The sequence below is a fragment of the Paralcaligenes ureilyticus genome (assembly GCF_004346225.1).
In the GTDB taxonomy this organism is placed as follows: domain Bacteria; phylum Pseudomonadota; class Gammaproteobacteria; order Burkholderiales; family Burkholderiaceae_B; genus Paralcaligenes; species Paralcaligenes ureilyticus.
In genome coordinates this window covers 1-23490 of the sequence record NZ_SMAJ01000019.1, presented here as the reverse complement: position 1 = coordinate 23490, position 23490 = coordinate 1, and the positions used below count along the sequence as shown (strand labels likewise).

Annotated in this window: 17 protein-coding genes and 4 tRNA genes; 20 read left to right on the top strand and 1 reads right to left on the bottom strand. The window is 56.6% G+C overall.

Going from position 1 to position 23490, the window contains the following annotated elements; all coding sequences use genetic code 11:
- Window positions 1–2: 2 nt before the first annotated feature.
- Together ureG and EDC26_RS17600 are read left to right on the top strand one after the other, a co-directional pair.
- On the top strand, window positions 3–650 hold the full coding sequence (gene ureG, locus EDC26_RS17605) for an urease accessory protein UreG (RefSeq protein ID WP_132585067.1): 648 nt from the start codon (window positions 3–5) through the stop codon (window positions 648–650).
- Window positions 651–712: 62 nt separating this feature from the next.
- A complete protein-coding gene (locus tag EDC26_RS17600) occupies window positions 713–1759 on the top strand; it encodes a metallophosphoesterase (protein WP_132585065.1) in 1047 nt (348 codons plus the stop codon).
- A gap of 435 nt (window positions 1760–2194) precedes the next feature.
- Here the strand turns inward: EDC26_RS17600 and EDC26_RS17595 are convergent, their stop codons facing one another.
- The gene (locus tag EDC26_RS17595; protein ID WP_132585063.1) at window positions 2195–3364 is read right to left on the bottom strand and encodes a methionine aminotransferase; all 1170 of its coding nucleotides are present in this window, start codon (window positions 3362–3364) and stop codon (window positions 2195–2197) included.
- 293 nt (window positions 3365–3657) lie between these two features.
- On the opposite strand from EDC26_RS17595, the gene EDC26_RS17590 reads away from it, so the two are divergent.
- The 18 genes from EDC26_RS17590 to rpoC all read left to right on the top strand — a co-directional run bounded on the left by EDC26_RS17590 (window position 3658) and on the right by rpoC (window position 23202).
- Window positions 3658–3864, top strand: coding sequence for a cold-shock protein (locus tag EDC26_RS17590; protein ID WP_132585243.1), 207 nt, complete (start codon window positions 3658–3660; stop codon window positions 3862–3864).
- Between the two features lie 1026 nt (window positions 3865–4890).
- Entirely contained in the window at window positions 4891–6801 is a 1911-nt protein-coding gene (gene mnmG / locus EDC26_RS17585; RefSeq protein WP_132585061.1) for a tRNA uridine-5-carboxymethylaminomethyl(34) synthesis enzyme MnmG, read from the top strand.
- Complete coding sequence (gene rsmG / locus EDC26_RS17580; RefSeq protein ID WP_132585059.1) at window positions 6801–7478, top strand: 16S rRNA (guanine(527)-N(7))-methyltransferase RsmG; 678 nt, start codon at window positions 6801–6803, stop codon at window positions 7476–7478. The genes mnmG and rsmG overlap by 1 nt, the downstream gene beginning before the upstream one ends.
- Window positions 7475–8287 (top strand): ParA family protein, encoded by an 813-nt coding sequence (locus EDC26_RS17575; protein WP_132585057.1) that lies wholly within the window; start codon window positions 7475–7477, stop codon window positions 8285–8287. The genes rsmG and EDC26_RS17575 overlap by 4 nt, the downstream gene beginning before the upstream one ends.
- 35 nt (window positions 8288–8322) lie before the next feature.
- A complete protein-coding gene (locus EDC26_RS17570) occupies window positions 8323–9243 on the top strand; it encodes a ParB/RepB/Spo0J family partition protein (protein ID WP_132585055.1) in 921 nt (306 codons plus the stop codon).
- 302 nt (window positions 9244–9545) lie between these two features.
- A tRNA-Tyr gene (locus EDC26_RS17565) sits at window positions 9546–9632 on the top strand.
- A gap of 56 nt (window positions 9633–9688) precedes the next feature.
- Window positions 9689–9762, top strand: a tRNA-Gly gene (locus EDC26_RS17560).
- A gap of 45 nt (window positions 9763–9807) precedes the next feature.
- Window positions 9808–9882 (top strand) — tRNA-Thr (locus EDC26_RS17555).
- A 44-nt stretch (window positions 9883–9926) separates the two neighbouring features.
- Complete coding sequence (gene tuf / locus EDC26_RS17550; protein ID WP_132585054.1) at window positions 9927–11117, top strand: elongation factor Tu; 1191 nt, start codon at window positions 9927–9929, stop codon at window positions 11115–11117.
- A gap of 95 nt (window positions 11118–11212) precedes the next feature.
- Window positions 11213–11288 (top strand) — tRNA-Trp (locus tag EDC26_RS17545).
- 46 nt (window positions 11289–11334) lie between these two features.
- Entirely contained in the window at window positions 11335–11715 is a 381-nt protein-coding gene (gene secE, locus EDC26_RS17540; RefSeq protein WP_132585053.1) for a preprotein translocase subunit SecE, read from the top strand.
- A 10-nt stretch (window positions 11716–11725) separates the two neighbouring features.
- Window positions 11726–12259 carry a transcription termination/antitermination protein NusG gene (gene nusG, locus EDC26_RS17535; protein ID WP_132585052.1) on the top strand — a complete coding sequence of 178 codons (534 nt, stop codon included), beginning with the start codon at window positions 11726–11728 and terminating at the stop codon, window positions 12257–12259.
- A 66-nt stretch (window positions 12260–12325) separates the two neighbouring features.
- Window positions 12326–12757 (top strand): 50S ribosomal protein L11, encoded by a 432-nt coding sequence (gene rplK / locus EDC26_RS17530; RefSeq protein WP_132585051.1) that lies wholly within the window; start codon window positions 12326–12328, stop codon window positions 12755–12757.
- 2 nt (window positions 12758–12759) lie between these two features.
- Window positions 12760–13455 carry a 50S ribosomal protein L1 gene (gene rplA, locus EDC26_RS17525; protein ID WP_132585050.1) on the top strand — a complete coding sequence of 232 codons (696 nt, stop codon included), beginning with the start codon at window positions 12760–12762 and terminating at the stop codon, window positions 13453–13455.
- 252 nt (window positions 13456–13707) lie between these two features.
- Entirely contained in the window at window positions 13708–14232 is a 525-nt protein-coding gene (gene rplJ / locus EDC26_RS17520) for a 50S ribosomal protein L10 (RefSeq protein ID WP_132585049.1), read from the top strand.
- A 78-nt stretch (window positions 14233–14310) separates the two neighbouring features.
- Complete coding sequence (rplL, locus tag EDC26_RS17515; protein WP_132585048.1) at window positions 14311–14688, top strand: 50S ribosomal protein L7/L12; 378 nt, start codon at window positions 14311–14313, stop codon at window positions 14686–14688.
- Between the two features lie 157 nt (window positions 14689–14845).
- Window positions 14846–18958, top strand: coding sequence for a DNA-directed RNA polymerase subunit beta (rpoB, locus tag EDC26_RS17510; RefSeq protein ID WP_132585047.1), 4113 nt, complete (start codon window positions 14846–14848; stop codon window positions 18956–18958).
- Window positions 18958–23202, top strand: coding sequence for a DNA-directed RNA polymerase subunit beta' (rpoC, locus tag EDC26_RS17505; protein ID WP_132585046.1), 4245 nt, complete (start codon window positions 18958–18960; stop codon window positions 23200–23202). The genes rpoB and rpoC overlap by 1 nt, the downstream gene beginning before the upstream one ends.
- Window positions 23203–23490 lie beyond the last annotated feature (288 nt).

Here is a 23490-nt window from a genome sequence, read left to right as displayed (position 1 = left end):
TTATGTCCAGGCATTCTTCCTCATCCGCGGCTCGGACCAAGGCGCTTGCGCCTCTGCGCGTGGGCGTAGGCGGTCCGGTCGGCTCGGGCAAAACTACACTGCTGGAAATGCTATGTAAAAGCATGGCCGCCAAATACGACCTGGTCGCCATCACCAACGATATCTACACCAAGGAAGATCAGCGCCTGCTCACCGTTTCAGGCGCCCTGCCGGCCGAACGCATTATGGGCGTCGAAACCGGAGGCTGCCCCCACACGGCCATTCGCGAAGACGCATCGATCAACCTTGAAGCCATCGACCGCATGTTGGGTAAATTTCCCGACGCCGATATCGTCTTTATCGAATCGGGCGGCGACAACCTGGCCGCCACCTTCAGTCCGGAGCTATCCGACCTGACCATTTATGTTATTGATGTGGCGGGCGGCGAGAAAATTCCCCGCAAGGGAGGCCCGGGCATTACCCGTTCCGATTTGCTTATCATCAATAAAATCGATCTGGCTCCCTATGTCAACGCATCCCTGAAGGTTATGGAAGAAGACACCCGGAGAATGCGCGGGGAGCGGCCGTTCGTCATGTGCAACCTTAAAGACGGCACCGGGCTGGCAAACGTTATCGCCTTCATCGAACGCGAGGGGCTGCTGCATCTATAGCCACCACTGCATTGGCTAGCGAGTACACTCAATTATTCTGTCTCCGCCATCCTCTACTTGCCATGTCTTTAGTCCAGAGCCTGCCAGATAACCCCTTGGATATCGTCGGGGATGTCCATGGCGAACTGGATGCCCTGCTGCGGCTTCTGGCTCACTTGGGGTACGACTCCCATGGTATGCACCCTGAACACCGCAAATTGGTGTTTGTAGGCGATCTGTGCGACCGCGGCCCGGATAGTTACGGCGTGATAAACCTTGTGCGCCGCTTAATCGCGCAGGGCAACGCCTGCGCGATTCTGGGCAATCACGAAATAAACCTGCTGATCAATGACGCCAAGGATGGCTCAGGCTGGTTTTTTGACGAACGATACGAACGGGATCAAAAAAACTACGCGCCTTTTGCACGCGTGCCTTCAAATCAGCGCGAAGCCGTCAGAGCTTTTTTAGCTGCGCTGCCGGTTGCGCTGGTTCGAGACGACATCCGTATCGTACATGCGGCATGGATCACGCCGGCCATTGACGCCATTCGTACCCTGCCGCCGGGAAGTACCGCCACGCAATACAAAATATGGGACGGCCTGGCCCAAAGTGCCGCCCGGGATTCAGGCCTGTACCAGCAGTACCTGGCTGAAAAGCGGCAATGGGCGCTTGAGGATGAGCTTTCGGCCCCGCCTTTCCTGCCTGCGATTGCCGACTATGAAGCGATGCAGCAGATGCTTAACCCGCTCAAGGTGCTTACCTCAGGCGTTGAATGCCCGGCGAATACCCCCTTTTTTGCCGGAAACCGCTGGCGCTTTTCGGATCGCGTCAATTGGTGGGACGATTACGACGACGCCATTCCCGTGGTGGTCGGTCACTACTGGCGCCTGTTTCAGACCCAGGAGCAGCCCAGCAGCTCACGCTACAGCCAGCTGTTCAAAGACATTCCCCCCGCCTCCTGGCACGGCAAACGTCACAACGTATTTTGCGTTGACTACTCGATCGGAGCACGATGGCGCGACCGAAAACTACAGCGACCGGACAACAGTTCGCGCTTTAAGCTGGCAGCGTTGCAATGGCCCGAAAACCGTCTGGTGTTCGATTCAGGTGCCATCGTCGCCACCGCCTGAAATTACAATTTGATTCAAATTAAACAGCCTGTGGATAACTACGGGAAGCCGGATATGTGCACAGGCTGTGAATAGAAAAGGGATAAACCCGAATTTTCTTCCCTTATTCAAAGTTGTTCATTTTCGCTCCACCTCGGAAACAGCCTTTATGCTCTCCAAAAAATAGCTCTATCTTGTTGAGAATACAGTTAAATTTTGAGATGTTCCACTTATCCACAGACACCCATTATTAGTTATCTTTTTATATAAAGAAAACAAGGAAAAGGTGAACCACCTCGACCTGGGCCCCACTGCTCCGCTCTTCGGTTTTGGGTTTCATTCGGCCCAATAGATGAAATAGAATGACGACATCGCAGACTTATGCCGAGACCGGATAGAAACTGTTTGGGTCAAGGTCAGCAACTGGAGTGGGCAGCTCCAGCCGTCTGCAGGCTTCTAAATGGCGGCGAGTTTGGCTACAGCGGCATCCAGCGTGTCGTCTTGCTTGGCGAAGCAAAAACGGGCGAGCTGGTGGTTGGAATCGGGATGGTTGGGGTCTCTGTAAAAAGCAGAGACGGGTATCACAGTCACGCCATGCTCCACAGTTAGCCAGCGGGCGAATTCGGCCTCTGGCAGATCGGAAATGCGGCGGTAGTCGGCAAGCAGGAAAAAAGTGCCTTGGCTGGGCAGAGGCCTGAAACGAGTGGTCAGCAGGCCTGCATGCAGCCGGTCGCGTTTTTTCTGGTAAAAGGCGGATAGGCTCAAGTACGGTTCCGGGTCTTGCATGTAGTGGGCCAGAGCGTGTTGCATGGGAGAGCTGACGGTGAAAACCATAAACTGGTGCACCTTGCGAATTTCGGCGGTAATGGCTTTGGGTGCGCAGCAATAGCCTATTTTCCATCCCGTGGTGTGATAGGTTTTGCCAAACGACGAGATAACGATGGAATGGGCCGCCAGCGACTTTCGACGCGCCAGGCTCTGGTGTTTTTTTCCATCGAAAATAATATGTTCGTATGCCTCGTCCGATAGCAACATAATGCCCGTGCCATGAACAATCGTTTCCAGGGTGTCCAGGTCATCGTCGTTCAGAACCAGACCAGTTGGGTTGTGCGGAAAATTCAGCATCAATAGTCGCGTTTTACGGCCGATGGCGTCCCGCACGCGTTGCCAGTCCATGCGGTACGAGGGGTCGTTGATGGTTGGTGGGCGCATGGGCACTATTACCGGCGTGCCCCCCGCCAATTTGATGGCAGGAAGGTACAAGTCGTAGAACGGCGCAATAACGATCACCTCGTCGCCGGGCTTGACAAAGGCCATGATAGTGGCCATAAGGGCTTCGGTGGCGCCACTGGTAATGGTGATTTCGGTTTGCGGAGCATAGGCCATGTCGTACAAGGCTTGAACTTTGGCGGCTACGGCGTTGAGCAAGGGTGCTACCCCAGGCATGGGGGGATACTGGTTGTGGCCGTCTGCCATGGCTTGAGCAACGAACGCTAGTAATTTAGGGTCTGGATTGAAGTCCGGGAAACCCTGCCCCAGATTAATAGCTTTGTGTTCGTTTGCGAGTTGGCTCATGACCGTGAATATGGTCGTGCCCACCTCTGGTAATTTTGACTCGAGTTTCATGGCGGCTTAATTAGCGGGAAAAGAAATATTTTGGACCAATTAACTATTTTGTGTGTGAAACGCAGGCATTAATTGGCCGTGTGTGATGCTTGACGAAAAAATACCACACTGAGGTGGCCAGGTAATTGATTATGAATGGTGGCGTGGGTATGCTCGTTCTTGCGATTTACGTCGGGCCGAACGTTATTGTTTAAGCTTAAACTATTAGCTGCGATAATTTATTGAGTCCGGTTTATTTTGCAGCAGTTGTTTTGATTTATCGTTTTCTGCTTATTTTTAGGATATTACGCATCATGGCTCAGAAGGGGAAAGTTAAGTGGTTCAATGCCGATAAGGGTTTCGGCTTTATTACACCGGACGCTGGCGGTGCGGATGTGTTTGCACATTTCTCCGCTATAGAAGGCCGTGGCTATCGCAGTTTGAACGAAGGCCAGGACGTTGAGTTCGAGGTTAAAGATGGTCCTAAAGGTCCACAAGCAGCGGAGATTCGCCCTTTGTAATCAAAATTTTGCGGCAGGTTTTGTACCGCGGGTTTTGTAGCGGCACCCCTTGTGGGTGCCACCACCCCAATAGACAAGTTATTCCGTTTCTAAATCAATCGTGAATGCGAAAGCGAAGCGCAGACGGTACCTGTTGTACGGCAAGCGAAGCTGACAAAGTGCACGCCTGATTTAGAAATGCAGTTAGTGGCTATATTTAGTAAATGGTGCTCCATCGGGCACCATTTTTATGGGCAAGAATAATAACCCTCACAGCCAGATATCCCCAGATTGTCCACCGAATATACACGGCTTATCCACAAGTTATCTACATGGTTATCCTTTCAACCTAGGTTTTCCTGCGTAATTTATTGTGTTCCACGTGAAACGTTCCGAGTGGGAAATAGATGGCTAGGTTTTTCTTATGAGTTCTACGTGGTTGCGTCAGGTTAGTATTTGCGTCGATTAGCCATTATCGGATTCATGTTTATGATCTCGATAGATCATTCGCATTTCTGTGCTGCTTAAATCTTCTCCCACAGCGTGGGGTTAGCTCGGGGAGCCAACTCACCGTGCACTTTGCTGTCTTTGTATGGTTGCTTTGATGAGGGTCAAAAGGGCTACCACTATATCTGGGTGGCGGGCGACCACAATGGTCGTCTCTAAAGGCATTCAATTGGCCTTGTAGGAGCGTACCCTTGTGCTCATCCTCTGGAGAAATCATTTGGGCCTAAATTAGAGACTAGGACAGCATTCTTGCGTGGATGACAGGCGTAAGGCCTGTCGCTACAAATAGGTACCAGTCTCTCATGTAGTAGCGCCCCACTGTGAGTGTAAAAAGATAGAAGCTCGAAGACGCCTTTTTCTTGTTGCGATGCGTAAGAATAATCGATGGTGATTATTTGCGAACGCCCTTTCATTTTTACCTATAACCATGTTTCACGTGGAACATGGCCAACTCTTACAATCTAGGCTGTGTTTCACGTGAAACAACAACTGGGTCGAAAGGTATAATGGCTATAGTTTCGAATTTAAATTAAGTGAAAAATGATTTACCCAGATGTATTCGACGTAATTGTTATCGGTGGCGGTCATGCCGGCACAGAAGCTGCCTTAGCTGCGGCTCGTACCGGCGCGTCAACATTGCTGCTCACCCATAATATGGAGACGCTGGGCCAGATGTCCTGCAATCCCTCCATAGGCGGTATAGGGAAAGGGCATCTGGTTAAAGAGATTGATGCCCTGGGCGGTGCCATGGCGCTCGCGGCCGATCAGGCCGGTATACAGTTCCGGATTCTTAATCGTTCCAAGGGTCCCGCCGTTCGAGCCACGCGTGCGCAAGCAGACCGATCGCTGTATCGTCGCGCAATCCGAACTTCTCTGCAGAACCAGAAAAATTTAACCATATTCCAGCAGTCTGTCGAAGATCTAATGCTGGATGGCGACCGGGTCTGTGGAGCCATAACCCAGATAGGCCTCAAATTTCAAGCAAAAGCCGTGGTACTGACCGCAGGCACATTTTTGAACGGGCTGATTCATGTCGGGTTGAATCATTATTCCGCTGGCCGTGCGGGTGATCCTCCGGCCATCACCCTGGGCGAACGTCTTAAAGAACTGAAATTACCGCAAGGGCGTCTGAAGACCGGTACGCCGCCTCGTGTCGATGCGAGGTCGATAGATTTTAGCCGGACAGAAGTACAACCTGGCGATGCGGATCCTGTGCCTGTTTTTTCCTATATGGGGCAAGCAGCGATGCATCCCAGGCAGTTGCCTTGCTGGATCACGCACACCAATACGCAGACTCACGACATTATTCGCGCGGGCTTGGACAGATCGCCTTTGTACAGTGGTTTGATAGAAGGGGTCGGTCCCCGATATTGCCCGTCAATTGAAGACAAGATCCATCGCTTTGCCGATAAAGACAGCCACCAGGTCTTTCTGGAGCCCGAAGGCCTGTCAACGAACGAAATTTATCCCAATGGAGTCTCGACCAGCCTGCCGTTCGATGTGCAATTGGCCCTGCTAAGAACCTTGCCCGGCCTGGAAAAGGCCATCATTATGCGCCCCGGCTATGCCATCGAGTACGATTATTTCGATCCGCGTGCGCTTGATGCCAGCCTGGAAACCCGGTCGATCAAGGGCTTGTTTTTCGCCGGGCAAATCAACGGCACGACGGGATATGAGGAGGCCGCGGCGCAGGGGCTGCTGGCAGGCCTGAATGCGGCGCGAAAGGTAAAAGGCGAAGAGGCGTGGGCGCCAAAACGTAATCAAGCGTATCTAGGCGTAATGATTGATGACTTGGTGACTCGAGGAGTTACCGAGCCCTATCGCATGTTTACCTCACGCGCCGAGTACCGTCTGAGCCTGCGTGAAGATAATGCGGATATGCGCCTGGCCGATGATGGCCGGAGCATGGGTCTGGTCGATGATGCACGTTGGGACCATTTCAATCGCAAGCGCGACGCGGTAGCGTCCGAGGTGGAACGATTGAAGTCGGTCTGGGTCAATCCCAAGACGCTCGACGCACAGGTCGCCCAGGCGCTTCTGGGCAAGCAGGTGGAGCGTGAATATTCTCTGGCGGATTTGCTCAAGCGCCCGGAAGTCGGCTACCACGCCTTGATGGCAACGCCTACGGTCGCTGGCGACACGTTCGCTGGCCCGGTGGTTCTCGATGAGGTGGCGGCCGAGCAGGTTGAAATCCAGGTGAAATATGCCGGTTACGTGACCCGTCAGCAGGTCGAAGTGGAAAAGCAGGCGACTCACGAGCAACAGGCCATCCCTTCCAATATGGATTACGACGCGGTGACGAGCCTGTCCATAGAGGTACGCCAGCGGCTCAAGGCCAGCCGCCCGCAAACAGTGGGGCAGGCCAGCCGCGTATCGGGTGTTACCCCGGCGGCCATGTCCCTGTTGCTGGTGCACATCAAGCGCCTGCAGTACGGCAAGAAAGCAGCCTGATGGCGGCGCGGTCGAGCCCGATCGAGCGGCTGGATAAGGCGGCGCGCACAATGGGTCAGGTGCTTGAGGCGGCGCAGCTGCAGGCCTTGCTCGATTACATGGCCCAGATGCAGCGTTGGAATAAAACCTATAACCTGACTGCGCTGCGCGATGGTGAGCAGATCTTGGTGCAGCACCTGTTCGATAGCGTGTCGGTGCTGGGTCCGATACGCGCAGCGCTCGGTGCACGCGCTGGCGCCGATGCTCTGATCGTGGATGTTGGGTCGGGGGCGGGCTTGCCCGGTGTGGTGCTGGCGATAGCCTGTCCGCATTGGGAGGTGCATTGCATTGATGCGGTTGAAAAGAAAACGGCTTTTGTGCGCCAGATGTCGGGCGCGCTGCACTTGCCCAACCTGCGTGCGACTCATGCACGCGTCGAAAAACTCGAGCCGATGCAGGCGGACATCGTAGTGTCGCGCGCCTTTGCTTCCTTGGCCGACTTTGCGACACTGGCGGGCAGGCATGCTGCCGATGGGGCGAGTTTGCTGGCAATGAAAGGCCATGAGCCACAAGATGAAAAGCAGGCGCTTATACAGAACACCGACTGGCGCATCGCGCGAGTCGAACCGTTGACGGTGCCCGAATTGAATGCCCAGCGCTGCCTGGTTTGGTTGACTCGAGCCCAAGGAAACCCATGAATCCCCCCGCTACACGCAAACCCGCTCAGGTATTTTGCATTGCCAATCAAAAGGGCGGAGTGGGTAAAACCACCACGGCCATCAATCTTGCGGCGGCCTTGTCCACACACGGCAAGCGTGTGCTGCTCATTGACCTCGATCCGCAGGGTAATGCCACGATGGGTAGCGGCATCAACAAGAATACGGTCGAGAAAAACCTGTACCAGGTCTTGATAGGGACCGCCACCATTACCGAGGCGCGAGTCCGTTCTGAGGCCGGAGCCTATGATGTATTGCCGGCCAATCGGGAGCTCTCAGGCGCGGAGATCGACCTGGTTCAGATGGAGGACCGCGAGCAGCAGCTCAAGCAGGCCATCAGCCTGATTATTGACGAGTACGACTTCATCCTGATCGATTGTCCGCCAACGCTGTCGTTGCTGACCTTGAATGGCCTGGCCTCGGCTCATGGCGTGATCATTCCCATGCAGTGCGAATATTTTGCGCTCGAAGGTTTGTCGGATCTGGTCAATACGGTCAAGCGCGTACATCGCAATATCAATCCGGAGCTGCATCTGATCGGTTTGCTGCGGGTCATGTTCGATCCGCGTGTAACCCTGCAGCAGCAGGTGTCCGCGCAAATCGAAACGCACTTCGGCGACAAGGTATTCAAGTCTATCGTGCCGCGTAATGTGCGTTTGGCCGAAGCGCCCAGCCACGGCTTGCCAGGCATTGTCTATGACAAGAACTCGCGCGGCGCCAAAGCCTATATTGAATTTGGCAACGAACTGATCAAGCGTATCAAACAAGAGGCCGCACAGGCTGGCGCCTGATCGCCAGACCGGCGCAACGTAAAGGAAGAAACGCAATGGCTACAAAAAAACCTAAAGGACTGGGGCGCGGCCTGGAAGCCCTGCTGGGCGAAGATGCCGGCGCAATCGGCGACCTGGGCAAAGCCGGCGACGACAAGCGTGCCGCACCCTCGACGCTTAGCCTGAAGAAGTTGCGCGCGGGCAAGTACCAGCCGCGCACGCGCATGGATGAAGGCGCCTTGAATGAGTTGGCCGAATCCATCCGGACTCAGGGCATTATGCAGCCCATACTGGTTCGTCCCTTGGACGGCAGCGGGCAGTACGAAATTATCGCCGGCGAACGGCGTTTTCGTGCGGCCCAACTGGCCGGCCTGACCGAGGTGCCTGTGCTGGTGCGCGATGTGCCCGACGAAAGTGCAGCCGTCATGGCCTTGATCGAAAATATCCAGCGAGAGGATTTGAATCCGTTGGAAGAAGCGCATGGCGTGCGCCGCCTGCTCGACGAATTCGGTCTGACCCACGATCAGGCGGCCCAGGCGATTGGGCGCTCGCGGTCGGCCACCAGCAACCTGTTGCGTTTGCTCAATTTGACTGGGCCGGTGCAAACCATGTTGCTGGCCGGAGATATCGATATGGGCCATGCGCGAGCCTTGCTTGCCACGGAAGCCGCCGCGCAGATATTGCTGGCCAATGAGGTTATCGCCAAGCGTTTGTCGGTGCGTGAAACTGAAAAGCTCGTGGGGCGGTCATTGCGCGAGGCCGAGGAGGGCCAGACGCCTAAAGCGCCGCGTAAAACGGTGGGCCAGTCGGGTGACCTCAAGCGGTTGGAGCAAGCTTTGTCGGATCATCTGGGCACCCGGGTGGCGCTGAAAATCGGCGCCAAAAGCCGTGGACAGATTGTCATTGATTTTCATGGCTGGGAACATCTGAATTCTTTGCTCGAACGCCAGGGGCTGTCCGGCGTGGTCGATGCGTGACCGGCAGGCGCAGTCGAGTATGGTTTTGCGCAATATCGATGGCAGCCACAAGGGCTGCCACTACAAAAGCGGTTCCGTCGGTATGTAGTGGAAGTCGTAGCCGTGAATAATGTAGCGCCACCCCTTGTGGGTGGCAAAACCCGGGCGAGCAGAATCGTATCTTGCATCGATGACAGGCACAAGGCCTGTCGCTACAACGGCGTCTTAAATCCCCACCTTTCAACACCTCCCTCTTCCCGTTCACCCCTGCCTTCCAATTTGACAAGCCATTAAAAAGTCAGCATAATTCGCAGTTCTCTTTTGGTGGGGTGCCCGAGTGGTTAAAGGGGGCAGACTGTAAATCTGTTGACCTTGCGTCTACGTTGGTTCGAATCCAACCCCCACCACCAGAAACAACAAGCGGCACAAACAAAAGCGGCAACAAGCGGCACGAAGAGAATCCCCTGCGGGTGTAGCTCAATGGTAGAGCAGAAGCCTTCCAAGCTTACGACGAGGGTTCGATTCCCTTCACCCGCTCCAGTTTTCAAATCTCGCCCAATAGGGCGGGTTGCAACACAACGCTTTGCCCATGTGGCTCAGTGGTAGAGCACTCCCTTGGTAAGGGAGAGGTCACGCGTTCGATCCGCGTCATGGGCACCACACTTTTATTATTGATAGCTCTATTCCACAGTCAGGAGTCAGCCATGGCAAAAGGCAAATTTGAACGGACCAAACCGCACGTCAACGTAGGGACGATCGGTCACGTGGACCACGGCAAGACGACGCTGACGGCGGCGATCACGACGGTGCTGGCGGCGGCGTTTGGGGGCGAGGCGAAGGGGTACGACCAGATTGACGCGGCGCCCGAAGAGAAGGCGCGCGGGATCACGATCAACACCTCGCACGTGGAATACGAGACCAAGGCACGTCACTACGCGCACGTGGACTGCCCGGGGCACGCGGACTATATCAAGAACATGATCACGGGTGCGGCACAGATGGACGGCGCGATTTTGGTGGTGTCGGCCGCTGACGGCCCGATGCCGCAAACGCGCGAACACATCCTGCTGTCGCGCCAGGTGGGCGTACCGTACATCATCGTGTTCCTGAACAAGGCCGACATGGTGGACGACGCCGAGCTGCTGGAGCTGGTCGAGATGGAAGTGCGCGAGCTGCTCTCGAAGTACGACTTTCCGGGCGACGATACGCCGATCATCACGGGTTCGGCCAAGCTGGCGCTCGAGGGCGACAAGGGCCCGATGGGCGAGCAGGCGATCCTGGCGCTGGCCGAGGCGCTGGATACCTACATTCCGTTGCCCGAGCGGGCCGTCGACGGGGCGTTCCTGATGCCGGTCGAAGACGTGTTCTCGATCTCGGGCCGTGGCACGGTGGTGACGGGCCGGGTCGAGCGTGGCGTGGTGAAGGTGGGCGAAGAGCTGGAGATCGTGGGGATCAAAGACACGGTGAAGACGACCTGCACGGGCGTGGAGATGTTCCGCAAGCTGCTCGACCAGGGTCAGGCGGGCGATAACGTGGGGGTGTTGCTGCGCGGCACCAAGCGCGAAGACGTCGAACGCGGCCAGGTGTTGGCCAAGCCGGGCTCGATTCACCCGCACACGGAGTTCACCTCGGAGGTGTACATTTTGTCCAAGGAAGAGGGGGGCCGTCATACGCCGTTCTTTAACGGGTACCGTCCGCAGTTTTACTTCCGCACGACGGATGTGACCGGGACGATCGACCTGCCCAAGGACAAAGAGATGGTGTTGCCGGGCGATAACGTGTCGATGTCGGTGAAGCTGATCGCGCCGATCGCCATGGAAGAGGGGCTGCGCTTTGCCATCCGCGAAGGCGGACGCACCGTCGGCGCCGGCGTCGTTGCCAAAATCATTAAATAAGCGTTATACTTCAGAGTTGTCTTTCGGATAATCGCTTCAGAGCAATCTACTAGGGCGGCGGTCTGGCAGGTAGCGCTGTCGCTCTTTGCGGGTATAGGGGCATAGCTCAATTGGCAGAGCGTCGGTCTCCAAAACCGAAGGTTGAAGGTTCGATTCCTTCTGCCCCTGCCACAATCAGTATCACAAGCTTGCTCACAGCGGGCCATCACGCCGGAATATGTCGAACACCAACGTAGAAACTGTTACAAGCACCGCAGACCGTCTCAAGATTGGTCTGGCTGTGCTTGTTGTTATTGCTGGCATAGTTGCGTTTTCTATGCTCGAGGGCCGGCCGTCGTTATTGCGGGTGGGCGTTTTCATAGGCAGTCTGTTGCTGGCTGCCCTGATTGTCTGGTTCAGCGAGCCCGGCCGCCGCACCATGAGTTTTGGGCGCGACTCGTACAACGAAGTCAAGCGCGTGACCTGGCCGCAACGCAAGGAAACCACCCGGATGACGGGCATCGTGTTTGCCTTTGTCGTGGCTATGGGCATCTTGCTGTGGGTCGTCGACAAACTGCTGGAGTGGATCATCTACGGCGTTTTGCTGGGCTGGAAATAAAAGGGCACACATGAGCAAGCGGTGGTACGTCGTCCATGTCTATTCGGGAATGGAAAAAAGTGTGCACAAGGCTTTGGTCGAACGGATCGAACGGGCGGCGCTGCAAACCTTTTTTGGCCGCATTCTGGTCCCTTCCGAAGAAGTCGTCGAAGTCAAGGGCGGCAAGAAGTCAATTTCCGAACGCCGCATTTTCCCAGGCTATGTCCTGGTCGAGATGGATCTCACCGACGAGACATGGCATTTGGTAAAGAATACCAACCGGGTGACCGGTTTTCTGGGCGGGTCGGGCAATCGCCCGGCGCCGATCTCCGATCGCGAAGTAGAAAAAATACTCTCGCAAATGGAAGAAGGCGTCGAGAAGCCCAAGCCCAAGGTTCTCTTTGAAGTGGGTGAGCTGGTGCGCGTCAAAGACGGCCCGTTTGCCGATTTCAACGGTAATGTAGAAGAAGTGAATTACGAGAAAAGCAAGGTTCGCGTGTCGGTCACCATTTTTGGCCGCGCAACCCCAGTCGAACTCGATTTTGGCCAGGTCGAAAAGGCCTGATTTACAAACCCCGGGGAGCGCGTCTTGCAAGGCAGAACGCGTGTTTGAACCCGCAAGGAGCTAAGCATGGCGAAGAAAATCGTCGGCTTTATCAAGCTGCAAGTCCCAGCTGGTAAGGCTAATCCCTCACCCCCTATCGGTCCGGCGCTGGGTCAGCGCGGTCTAAACATCATGGAATTCTGCAAGGCGTTCAACGCCAAAACCCAAGGCGTCGAGCCGGGTTTGCCGATTCCGGTGGTCATTACCGCCTACGCAGACAAGAGCTTCACCTTCATCATGAAGACGCCGCCCGCGACGGTCCTGATCAAAAAGGCCTCCGGTGTGTCCAAAGGTTCGGCTCGCCCCAATCTTGACAAGGTAGGCACACTGACGCGTGCGCAGGCAGAAGAAATCGCCAAGAGCAAAGCGCCCGACCTGACCGCTGCCGATCTGGACGCCGCTGTGCGCACTATCGCCGGAAGCGCTCGCAGTATGGGCATTACGGTTGAAGGGGTATAAGCATGGCCAAGTCAAGCAAACGCGTTGCCGCCATCGAGGCGAAGATCGACCGCAGTAAATTCTATCCCGTTGCTCAGGCACTGACCCTGGTCAAAGAAACCGCCACGGCCAAATTCGACGAGTCCATCGACATTGCCGTGCAGTTGGGGATTGACCCCAAGAAATCGGATCAATTGGTGCGTGGCTCGGTCGTTTTGCCCGCGGGCACCGGTAAAACGGTGCGTGTCGCCGTTTTTGCGCAAGGTGAAAAGGCCGAGGCCGCCAAAGCGGCGGGAGCCGATATCGTCGGTCTCGAAGACCTGGCCGAAAGCATCAAGGCGGGGCAACTCAACTTTGATGTCGTGATCGCCTCGCCCGACACCATGCGTGTGGTGGGTGCCCTGGGTCAGATTCTCGGCCCTCGCGGCCTGATGCCCAACCCCAAAGTGGGTACGGTAACGCCTGATGTGGCGACGGCGGTTAAAAACGCCAAGGCCGGCCAGGTCCAGTATCGTACCGACAAGGCCGGCATCGTCCATGCAACGATAGGCCGCGCCTCGTTCGGCGTCGAGCAGCTGCAATCCAATCTGGTTGCCCTGGTCGATGCCCTGAACAAGGCCCGCCCAACCGCGGCAAAAGGTATTTACCTGCGCAAGCTCGCCGTATCGTCCACGATGGGCGGCGGTGCTCGTGTAGAAATTACTTCACTGACGGCTTGATTACAAGCCGCAGGCAACAAGAACTTTGGGCCGCGTCCGGAATTCGGACGCTGCTGTCAAAGACCGCTGGAGCAGCGGGTCTGGCGCGACGCAAGTCCTGTCAGCCCAAGCTTAATCCCGGGTTGTTCGCAACCTGAGTCCAGCGCAGACGGCGCCCCCGGAAGAATTCTTTTCTGAAGAACTCGACCAGTGCGCCGCATTCGGTTGACGTGAGGGAACCTCCCTGACGTCGTTTGATGGAGTGTTCAAACCGTGAGTCTCAATCGTCAAGAGAAAGCGGTAGTAATCGAAGAAGTCTCTGTAGAAGTTGCAAAGGCGCAATCGATTGTTATCGCTGAGTACCGTGGTCTGGACGTCGCCTCTGTCACCGTACTGCGCAAAACTGCGCGTGAGTCGGGCGTGTATTTGCGTGTTCTTAAAAACACGCTCGTTCGCCGTGCTGTTGCGGGTACCCCTTTCGAGGGTTTGTCCGCGCAGCTCACTGGTCCGCTAATTTATGGAATTAGCGCCGATCCAGTGTCGGCGGCAAAAGTGCTTGCCGGTTTCGCAAAAAGCAACGAAAACCTGGTTATCAAAGGCGGGGCATTGCCCAATAACGTCTTGAGCCAGGATGGCGTGAAGGCTTTGGCCACCATGCCTTCTCGCGAAGAGTTGCTCTCGAAACTGCTGGGTACCATGCAAGCGCCCATCACACAGTTTGTGCGTACGCTCAACGAAGTTCCAACCAAGTTCGTGCGAGGCCTGGCGGCCGTGCGCGACCAGAAACAAGCTGCGTAAGCAGTGGAGTCGGAATTCGTCGAACGACCGAGCGACACCCAACCCTGGCATTTATTTATATATTTGGAGTTCTAAAAAATGGCATTAAGCAAAGCTGAGATCCTTGACGCTGTCGCTAGCATGACCGTGCTCGAATTGTCCGAGCTGATCAAGGAAATGGAAGAGAAGTTTGGCGTGTCGGCAGCTGCCGCCGCTGTGGCTGTGGCAGCTCCTGCCGCCGGCGGCGCTGCTGCCGCTGAAGAGCAAACCGAATTCACCGTCGTGTTGACGGAATTCGGCGCGAACAAGGTCAGCGTCATCAAGGCCGTGCGCGAATTGACCGGCCTGGGCTTGAAAGAAGCCAAGGACCTGGTCGACGGCGCACCCAAGCCTGTCAAGGAAGGCGTGTCCAAGGCTGATGCAGAAGCAGCGAAGAAGAAGCTGGAAGAAGCGGGCGCAAAAGCCGAGCTTAAATAAGGCTTTTGTTGTTCGCCCGGGAAGGCGGTGTCTTCCCGGGCTTTTGCGTTTCCAGAAAATCCCTGATTTAAGCCCTGGGGCCAACAAGTCGGATTTTCTGGAGTCGTAAACCGGGGCCGTGGTTGACGGCCCATGTAACCCTCGAGTCGGAGTGCTCATGCCTTATTCGTATACCGAAAAAAAGCGCATACGCAAGAGCTTCGCCAAACGTGAAGACGTCCAAGACGTTCCTTACCTTCTGGCGACTCAACTGCAATCGTTCTTAACGTTTCTGCAGGCGGATACTACACCATCCAAACGTAAAGATGAAGGCCTGCAAGCGGCGTTCACTTCCATTTTCCCGATAGTCAGCCACAATCAGATGGCTCGCCTCGAGTTCGTCAGTTACGTGCTCGGCGAACCCGTGTTCGATGTCAAGGAATGCCAGCTGCGCGGCTTGACCTTTGCTTCGCCTTTGCGTGCCAAGGTGCGCCTGGTGCTGATGGATCGCGAAGTCAGCAAGCCCACGGTCAAAGAAGTCAAAGAGCAGGAAGTCTACATGGGCGAAATTCCGCTCATGACCGACACCGGCTCGTTCGTGATCAACGGCACCGAGCGCGTTATCGTGTCGCAGTTGCACCGCTCGCCGGGCGTGTTCTTCGAGCACGATCGCGGCAAGACCCACAGCTCGGGCAAGTTGCTGTTTTCGGCCCGCGTGATTCCTTACCGCGGCTCGTGGCTCGACTTCGAGTTCGACCCCAAGGATGTGCTGTTTTTCCGGGTTGACCGTCGCCGCAAGATGCCTGTGACGATACTGCTCAAGGCCATCGGCATGACGCCCGAGTCGATCCTGGCGCACTTCTTCGATTTCGACAATTTCGAAATCCACAACGAAGGCGGCATGCTCGAATTCGTCTCCGAGCGCTGGAAAGGCGAAGTGGCGCGCTTCAATATCACCGACCGCAAGGGCGTCGTGATTGTCGAGAAAGACAAGCGCATCAACGCCAAGCATTTGCGCGATCTGGCTGCGGCCAAGGTCGAGCACGTTTCGGTGCCGGAAGACTTCCTTCTGGGCCGGGTGCTGGCCAAGACCGTAGTCAATGCGGAAACAGGCGAAATCATTGCAAACGCCAATGATGAACTTACCGAAACCCTGCTGGGGGAATTCCGCGCGGCCAATATTCGCGAAATCCAGACCTTGTACACCAATGATCTGGATCGCGGTCCTTATATCTCGCAAACGCTGCGCGCCGACGAAACGGCGGATCAGATGGCTGCGCGTGTCGCCATTTATCGCATGATGCGTCCTGGCGAGCCGCCTACCGAGGATGCCGTCGAAGCTCTGTTCCAGCGCTTGTTCTACAGCGAAGATGCCTACGATTTGTCGCGTGTCGGCCGTATGAAAGTCAATAGCCGCCTGGGTCGCGGCGACGACATCACGGGCGCCTTGACCCTGACCAACGAAGATATCCTTGAAACCATCAAGGTGCTGGTCGAGTTGCGTAACGGCCGCGGGCAGATCGACGACATCGATCACCTGGGCAATCGTCGCGTACGTTGCGTGGGCGAGCTGGCCGAGAATCAGTTCCGCGCCGGTCTGGTGCGTGTCGAGCGTGCCGTCAAAGAACGCCTGGGGCAGGCCGAAACCGAAAATCTCATGCCCCATGACTTGATCAATTCCAAGCCGATTTCGGCAGCGATCAAGGAATTCTTCGGCTCAAGCCAGCTGTCGCAGTTCATGGATCAGACCAACCCCTTGTCCGAAATCACGCACAAGCGTCGCGTGTCGGCCTTGGGGCCAGGCGGCCTGACGCGCGAACGCGCAGGTTTCGAAGTGCGCGACGTGCACCCCACCCATTATGGCCGGGTGTGCCCGATCGAAACGCCTGAAGGTCCGAACATCGGCCTGATCAATTCGATGGCGCTGTATGCGCGCCTGAACGAATACGGCTTCCTCGAGACGCCGTATCGCAAGATTGTCGAGGGCCGGGTCAGCGAACAGATCGATTACCTGTCGGCTATCGAAGAAAGCCACTATGTGATTGCGCAGGCCAACGCCGAGCTCGACGAAGAAGGCCGTTTCACCGACGACCTGGTGGCGTGCCGCGAAGCGGGCGAAACCATGCTGACCTCGCCCAAGAATGTGCACTACATGGACGTGGCACCCTCGCAGATCGTGTCGGTTGCTGCTTCGTTGATTCCGTTCCTGGAACACGATGACGCCAACCGGGCACTGATGGGCGCCAATATGCAACGCCAGGCCGTGCCTTGCCTGCGTCCTGAAAAACCGCTGGTGGGTACGGGTATTGAACGCACCGTGGCCGTTGACTCTGGGACGACGGTTCAGGCGCTGCGCGGCGGGATAGTCGATCACGTCGATGCCGAGCGTGTCGTTATCCGTGTCAATGACGATGAAAATATCGCCGGTGAAGTAGGCGTCGATATCTATAACCTCATCAAATACACGCGCTCCAACCAGAACACCAATATCAATCAGCGCCCCATCGTCAAACGCGGCGACAAGGTGGCCCGTGCCGACGTATTGGCCGATGGCGCCTCGACCGATATGGGCGAGCTCGCGCTTGGGCAGAACATGCTGATCGCGTTCATGCCCTGGAATGGCTATAACTTCGAGGATTCGATCCTGATTTCCGAGAAGGTTGTGGCCGACGATCGTTACACGTCGATTCATATCGAAGAGCTGACGGTTGTGGCGCGCGACACCAAGCTGGGTGCCGAGGACATCACGCGCGACATCAGCAATTTGGCCGAAACACAATTGAATCGCCTGGATGATTCGGGCATTGTGTATATAGGTGCCGAAGTGCGCGCCGACGACGTGCTGGTCGGCAAGGTGACGCCTAAAGGCGAAACCCAGCTGACTCCGGAAGAAAAGCTGCTGCGCGCCATATTTGGCGAGAAAGCCTCGGACGTTAAAGATACGTCGCTGCGCGTGCCTTCGGGCATGGTGGGGACGGTGATCGACGTCCAGGTGTTTACGCGTGAAGGCATTGAGCGCGATAAGCGCGCCCAGTCCATTATCGACGACGAACTGCGCCGTTATCGTCAAGACCTGAACGATCAGCTGCGCATTGTCGAAGACGATACCTTTGATCGTATCCAGAAGTTCCTGGTGGGTAAAACCGTCAACGGCGGCCCGCGCAAGCTGGCCAAAGGCACGGCGCTGGCCAAAGACTACCTGGCTGACCTGGACCGCTGGCAGTGGTTCGACATCCGCTTGGCTGACGAGGCCCATGCCGTTGTGCTCGAGCAAGGCAAGGAGTCGCTTGAACAAAAACGCCATCAGTTCGATCTGGCGTTCGAAGAAAAGCGTAAAAAGCTGACTCAGGGCGATGAGCTGCCTCCTGGCGTGCTGAAAATGATCAAGGTGTATCTGGCGGTCAAGCGCCGTTTGCAGCCTGGCGACAAGATGGCGGGCCGTCACGGCAATAAAGGCGTGGTTTCGCGGATTACTCCGGTGGAAGACATGCCGCACATGGCCGATGGCACCCCTGCCGACATCGTGCTCAATCCTTTGGGCGTGCCCTCGCGGATGAACATCGGCCAGGTGCTTGAGGTGCACTTGGGCTGGGCCGCCAAGGGCGTTGGGCAGCGTATCGCCGATATGTTCGAGGATGAGAAAACGGTGCAGGTAAAAGCGGTGCGTGCCTATCTGGACAAGGTGTACAACACCACCGGGACGGGTGCGCGCATCTCTGAGCTGACGGATGCCGAAGTCATTGAAATGGCGAACAACCTGAAGAACGGCGTGCCTTTTGCGACCCCGGTCTTTGACGGCGCGACCGAAGAGGAAATCGGCCAGATGCTTGAACTTGCCTATCCCGACGATGTGGCAAAGCAGATGCGGCTTACCGAATCCCGTACGCAAGCCTGGTTGGTCGACGGGCGCACCGGCGAGCAGTTCGAGCGCCCCGTTACCATCGGCTATATGCATTACCTCAAATTGCATCACCTGGTCGACGACAAGATGCATGCCCGTTCCACAGGCCCGTATTCGCTGGTTACCCAGCAGCCTCTGGGCGGCAAGGCGCAGTTCGGGGGTCAGCGGTTCGGTGAAATGGAAGTCTGGGCGCTGGAAGCCTACGGTGCTGCGTATACCTTGCAGGAGATGCTGACGGTCAAGTCCGACGATATCTCCGGCCGCACAAAGGTCTACGAGAACATCGTCAAGGGCGATCACGTCATCGATGCCGGCATGCCTGAGTCGTTTAACGTGTTGGTTAAAGAAATTCGATCCCTGTCTCTCGACATGGATTTGGAGCGTAAATAATGAAGGCGCTACTCGATCTTTTCAAACAAGTCTCGCAAGACGAGCAATTCGACGCAATCAAAATCGGTATTGCGTCTCCCGAAAAGATACGTTCCTGGTCTTACGGCGAAGTCCGCAAGCCCGAAACGATCAACTACCGTACGTTCAAGCCCGAGCGCGATGGCCTGTTCTGCGCCAAGATTTTTGGCCCGATCAAGGACTATGAGTGTTTGTGCGGCAAGTACAAACGCTTGAAGCATCGCGGCGTTATCTGCGAAAAATGCGGCGTCGAGGTCACGGTGGCCAAAGTGCGTCGCGAACGCATGGGCCACATTGAGCTGGCCAGTCCCGTGGCGCACATCTGGTTCTTGAAGAGCCTGCCGTCGCGTCTGGGCATGGTGCTGGATATGACCTTGCGCGACATCGAACGCGTTCTGTATTTCGAAGCATGGTGTGTCATCGAACCGGGAATGACGCCGCTCAAGCGCGGCCAGATCATGTCCGACGATGACTTTCTGGCGAAAACCGAAGAGTACGGCGACGATTTCCACGCCCTCATGGGCGCTGAAGCCGTGCGCGAACTGCTGCGCACGATCAATATCGACCGCGATGTCGAGCATTTGCGCGCCGAACTCAAGGCAACCTCGTCGGATGCCAAGATCAAGAAGATTTCCAAGCGCCTGAAGGTGCTCGAAGGCTTCCAGAAATCGGGCATCAAGCCCGAGTGGATGGTCATGGAAGTCTTGCCGGTCCTGCCGCCCGATCTGCGCCCATTGGTGCCGCTCGATGGCGGGCGCTTCGCGACCTCGGATCTGAACGATCTGTATCGCCGCGTCATCAACCGCAACAATCGTCTCAAGCGCCTGCTCGAGCTGAAGGCGCCCGACATCATCTTGCGCAACGAAAAACGCATGCTGCAAGAGTCCGTCGATTCCTTGCTCGATAACGGCCGCCGCGGTAAAGCCATGACGGGCGCCAACAAGCGCCAGCTCAAGTCGCTGGCCGACATGATCAAAGGCAAGAGCGGCCGCTTCCGCCAGAATCTGCTGGGCAAGCGGGTCGACTATTCGGGCCGTTCGGTCATTGTGGTGGGCCCGCAGCTCAAGCTGCATCAGTGCGGTTTGCCCAAGCTGATGGCGCTTGAACTGTTCAAGCCGTTTATTTTCAACCGCCTGGAAATGATGGGACTGGCCACCACGATCAAGGCGGCCAAGAAGCTGGTGGAAGGTCAGGAGCCGGTGGTCTGGGATATTCTCGAAGAGGTTATTCGCGAGCATCCCATCATGCTCAATCGCGCGCCTACCCTGCACCGTTTGGGCATACAGGCGTTTGAGCCGGTTTTGATCGAAGGCAAGGCCATCCAGCTGCATCCTCTCGTTTGCGCGGCGTTTAACGCCGACTTCGACGGCGATCAGATGGCGGTGCACGTGCCTCTGTCGCTGGAAGCGCAGATGGAAGCGCGTACCCTGATGCTGGCTTCGAACAATATTCTGTTCCCCGCCAACGGCGAACCCTCGATCGTGCCTTCACAGGATATCGTTCTGGGCTTGTATTACACAACACGCGAACGCATCAACGGCAAAGGCGAAGGCCTGTTCTTTATTGATGTGGCCGAAGCGCAGCGCGCCTACGACAGCGGCGAGGTCGAGCTGCAAAGCCGCATCACCGTGCGTCTGAACGAGTACGAAAAAGACGCCGATGGCGAATGGCAGCCTGTATTGCGCCGTTTTGAAACCACGGTCGGCCGCGCTCTGCTCTCCGAGATCCTGCCCAAGGGCCTGCCTTTCTCGGTGCTCAATCGCGCCCTCAAAAAGAAAGAAATTTCGCGCCTTATCAATCAGTCGTTCCGTCGCTGCGGTTTGCGCGCCACCGTTATCTTTGCCGACAAACTGATGCAGTCGGGCTTTCGCCTGGCTACACGCGGCGGTATCTCGATCGCCATGGGCGATATGCTGATTCCGCGCGCCAAGGAAGACATCCTGGCGCAGGCCAGCAAAGAAGTCAAAGAGATCGACAAGCAATATTCGTCGGGTCTGGTGACTTCGCAGGAACGTTATAACAATGTGGTCGATATCTGGGGCAAGGCTGGCGACAAAGTCGGCAAGGCCATGATGGAGCAGCTGGCCACCGAGCCGGTGATCAACCGTCAGGGCGAAGAGGTGCGCCAGGAGTCGTTCAACTCGATCTACATGATGGCCGATTCCGGCGCCCGCGGTTCAGCGGCGCAGATTCGCCAGCTGGCAGGCATGCGCGGCCTGATGGCCAAGCCCGACGGCTCGATTATCGAGACGCCGATTACGGCCAACTTCCGCGAAGGCCTGAATGTATTGCAGTACTTCATCTCGACGCACGGTGCACGTAAGGGCCTGGCCGATACGGCGCTCAAGACGGCCAATTCAGGCTATCTGACGCGCCGTCTGGTCGACGTGACTCAGGATCTGGTGATTACCGAATCCGATTGCGGCACCACGCGTGGCTATGCCATGAAAGCCCTGGTTGAAGGCGGCGAGATCATCGAACCGTTGCGCGATCGTATTCTGGGCCGGGTCGCGGCGATCGATATCGTCAACCCCGAAACTCAGGAAACGGCGATTGTGGCCGGCACCCTGCTTGACGAAGATCTGGTCGAACAGATTGATCAGTTGGGTGTGGACGAAGTCAAAGTGCGCACGCCGCTTACCTGCGAAACGCGGCATGGCCTATGCGCCCACTGCTACGGCCGTGATTTGGGCCGTGGCTATCTGGTCAACAAGGGCGAGGCCATCGGCGTGATTGCCGCCCAGTCGATTGGCGAGCCGGGCACACAGTTGACAATGCGTACCTTCCACATCGGGGGTGCGGCATCGCGCGCCGCCATGGCAAGTTCGATCGAAACCAAGTCCACGGGTAACGTGGGCTTCGCCATTACCATGCGTTATGTCACCAACGCCAAGGGTGAGCGCGTCGCCATTTCCCGTTCGGGCGAGATTGTGATTTTCGACGACAACCGCCGCGAGCGCGAGCGCCATAAGGTACCCTATGGCGCCACCGTTCTGGTGGGCGACGGCGATGCCGTCAAAGCCGGCGTGCGTCTGGCCTCGTGGGATCCTCTGACTCGCCCGATCGTGTCCGAATATGCCGGCCAGGTGCGTTTCGAGAATATCGAAGAAGGCGCCACGGTTGCCAAGCAGCTTGACGAAGTCACCGGTTTGTCGACCCTGGTCGTCATTACACCTAAAACGCGTGGCGGCAAAACCATCATGCGTCCGCAGATCAAGCTGATCAACAGCGCCGGCGAAGAGGTCAAGATTGCCGGCACCGATCACTCGGTCAATATTTCGTTCCCTGTCGGTGCTCTGATTACCGTGCGCGACGGCCAGGACGTGACGGTGGGTGAAGTGCTTGCGCGTATTCCCCAAGAGTCGCAAAAGACGCGTGATATTACCGGCGGTCTGCCGCGCGTGGCCGAACTGTTCGAAGCCCGCTCACCCAAAGATGCCGGCATGCTGGCCGACATCACCGGTACGGTTTCGTTTGGCAAGGACACCAAGGGCAAGCAGCGTCTGGTCATCACCGACCTGGACGGTGTTGGCCACGAGTTCCTGATTCCCAAAGAGAAACAGGTGCTGGTGCACGATGGCCAAGTCGTCAACAAGGGCGAAATGATTGTCGACGGGCCGGCCGATCCGCACGATATCCTGCGTTTGCAGGGGATTGAGCGTTTGGCCAGCTATGTGGTCAACGAAGTGCAGGATGTGTACCGTTTGCAAGGTGTGAAGATCAATGACAAGCATATCGAAGTGATTGTGCGTCAGATGTTGCGTCGCGTGAATATGGTTGATGCGGGCGACACGAAATTCATTCCGGGCGAACAGGTCGAGCGTGCCGAATTGCTCAACGAAAATGATCGCGTCGTGGCCGAAGGCAAGTTGCCGGGGGTCTACGAGAACGTTTTGCTGGGTATTACCAAAGCGTCGTTGTCGACCGACTCCTTCATTTCGGCTGCCTCGTTCCAGGAAACCACTCGTGTGCTGACCGAAGCCGCCATCATGGGCAAGCGCGACGATTTGCGTGGCTTGAAAGAGAACGTGATTGTGGGCCGCTTGATTCCTGCAGGTACAGGCATGGCCTATCACATTGCGCGCAAAGACAAGGAGCTGCTCGAAGCAGCCGAACGTCAAGCCGCACGTGCTCTGGCCAATCCGTTCGAGGATGCGCCTGCCGAAACGGTGGAAACACACGAAGGGCAAGCGCCCGACGAAACGGCCGCGGGTACGACAGAGTAGTTTGTATTCCGGTAGTAATGCGGTAAGAAAAAGGCGCCTTCGGGCGCCTTTTTTGTAGCGGCAGCCCTTGTGGCTGCCATCCTGCGATCTGCGCCTGCGCCACAGCGAATACCGCGAATGGTAAGAAAATAGCAGCCACTAGAGCATTTTCGGTCAACCTGTATACGGCACGGGGTGTTTGGGTATTTGTCGGTTGGGTATCTGAAGACGCCGTCTATGGGGGCCGGGGCGGGGCCGGCACGGCGTGCTTGATCCGGATCTGCCTCGTCCAGGCGGGCGTCGGGCCAA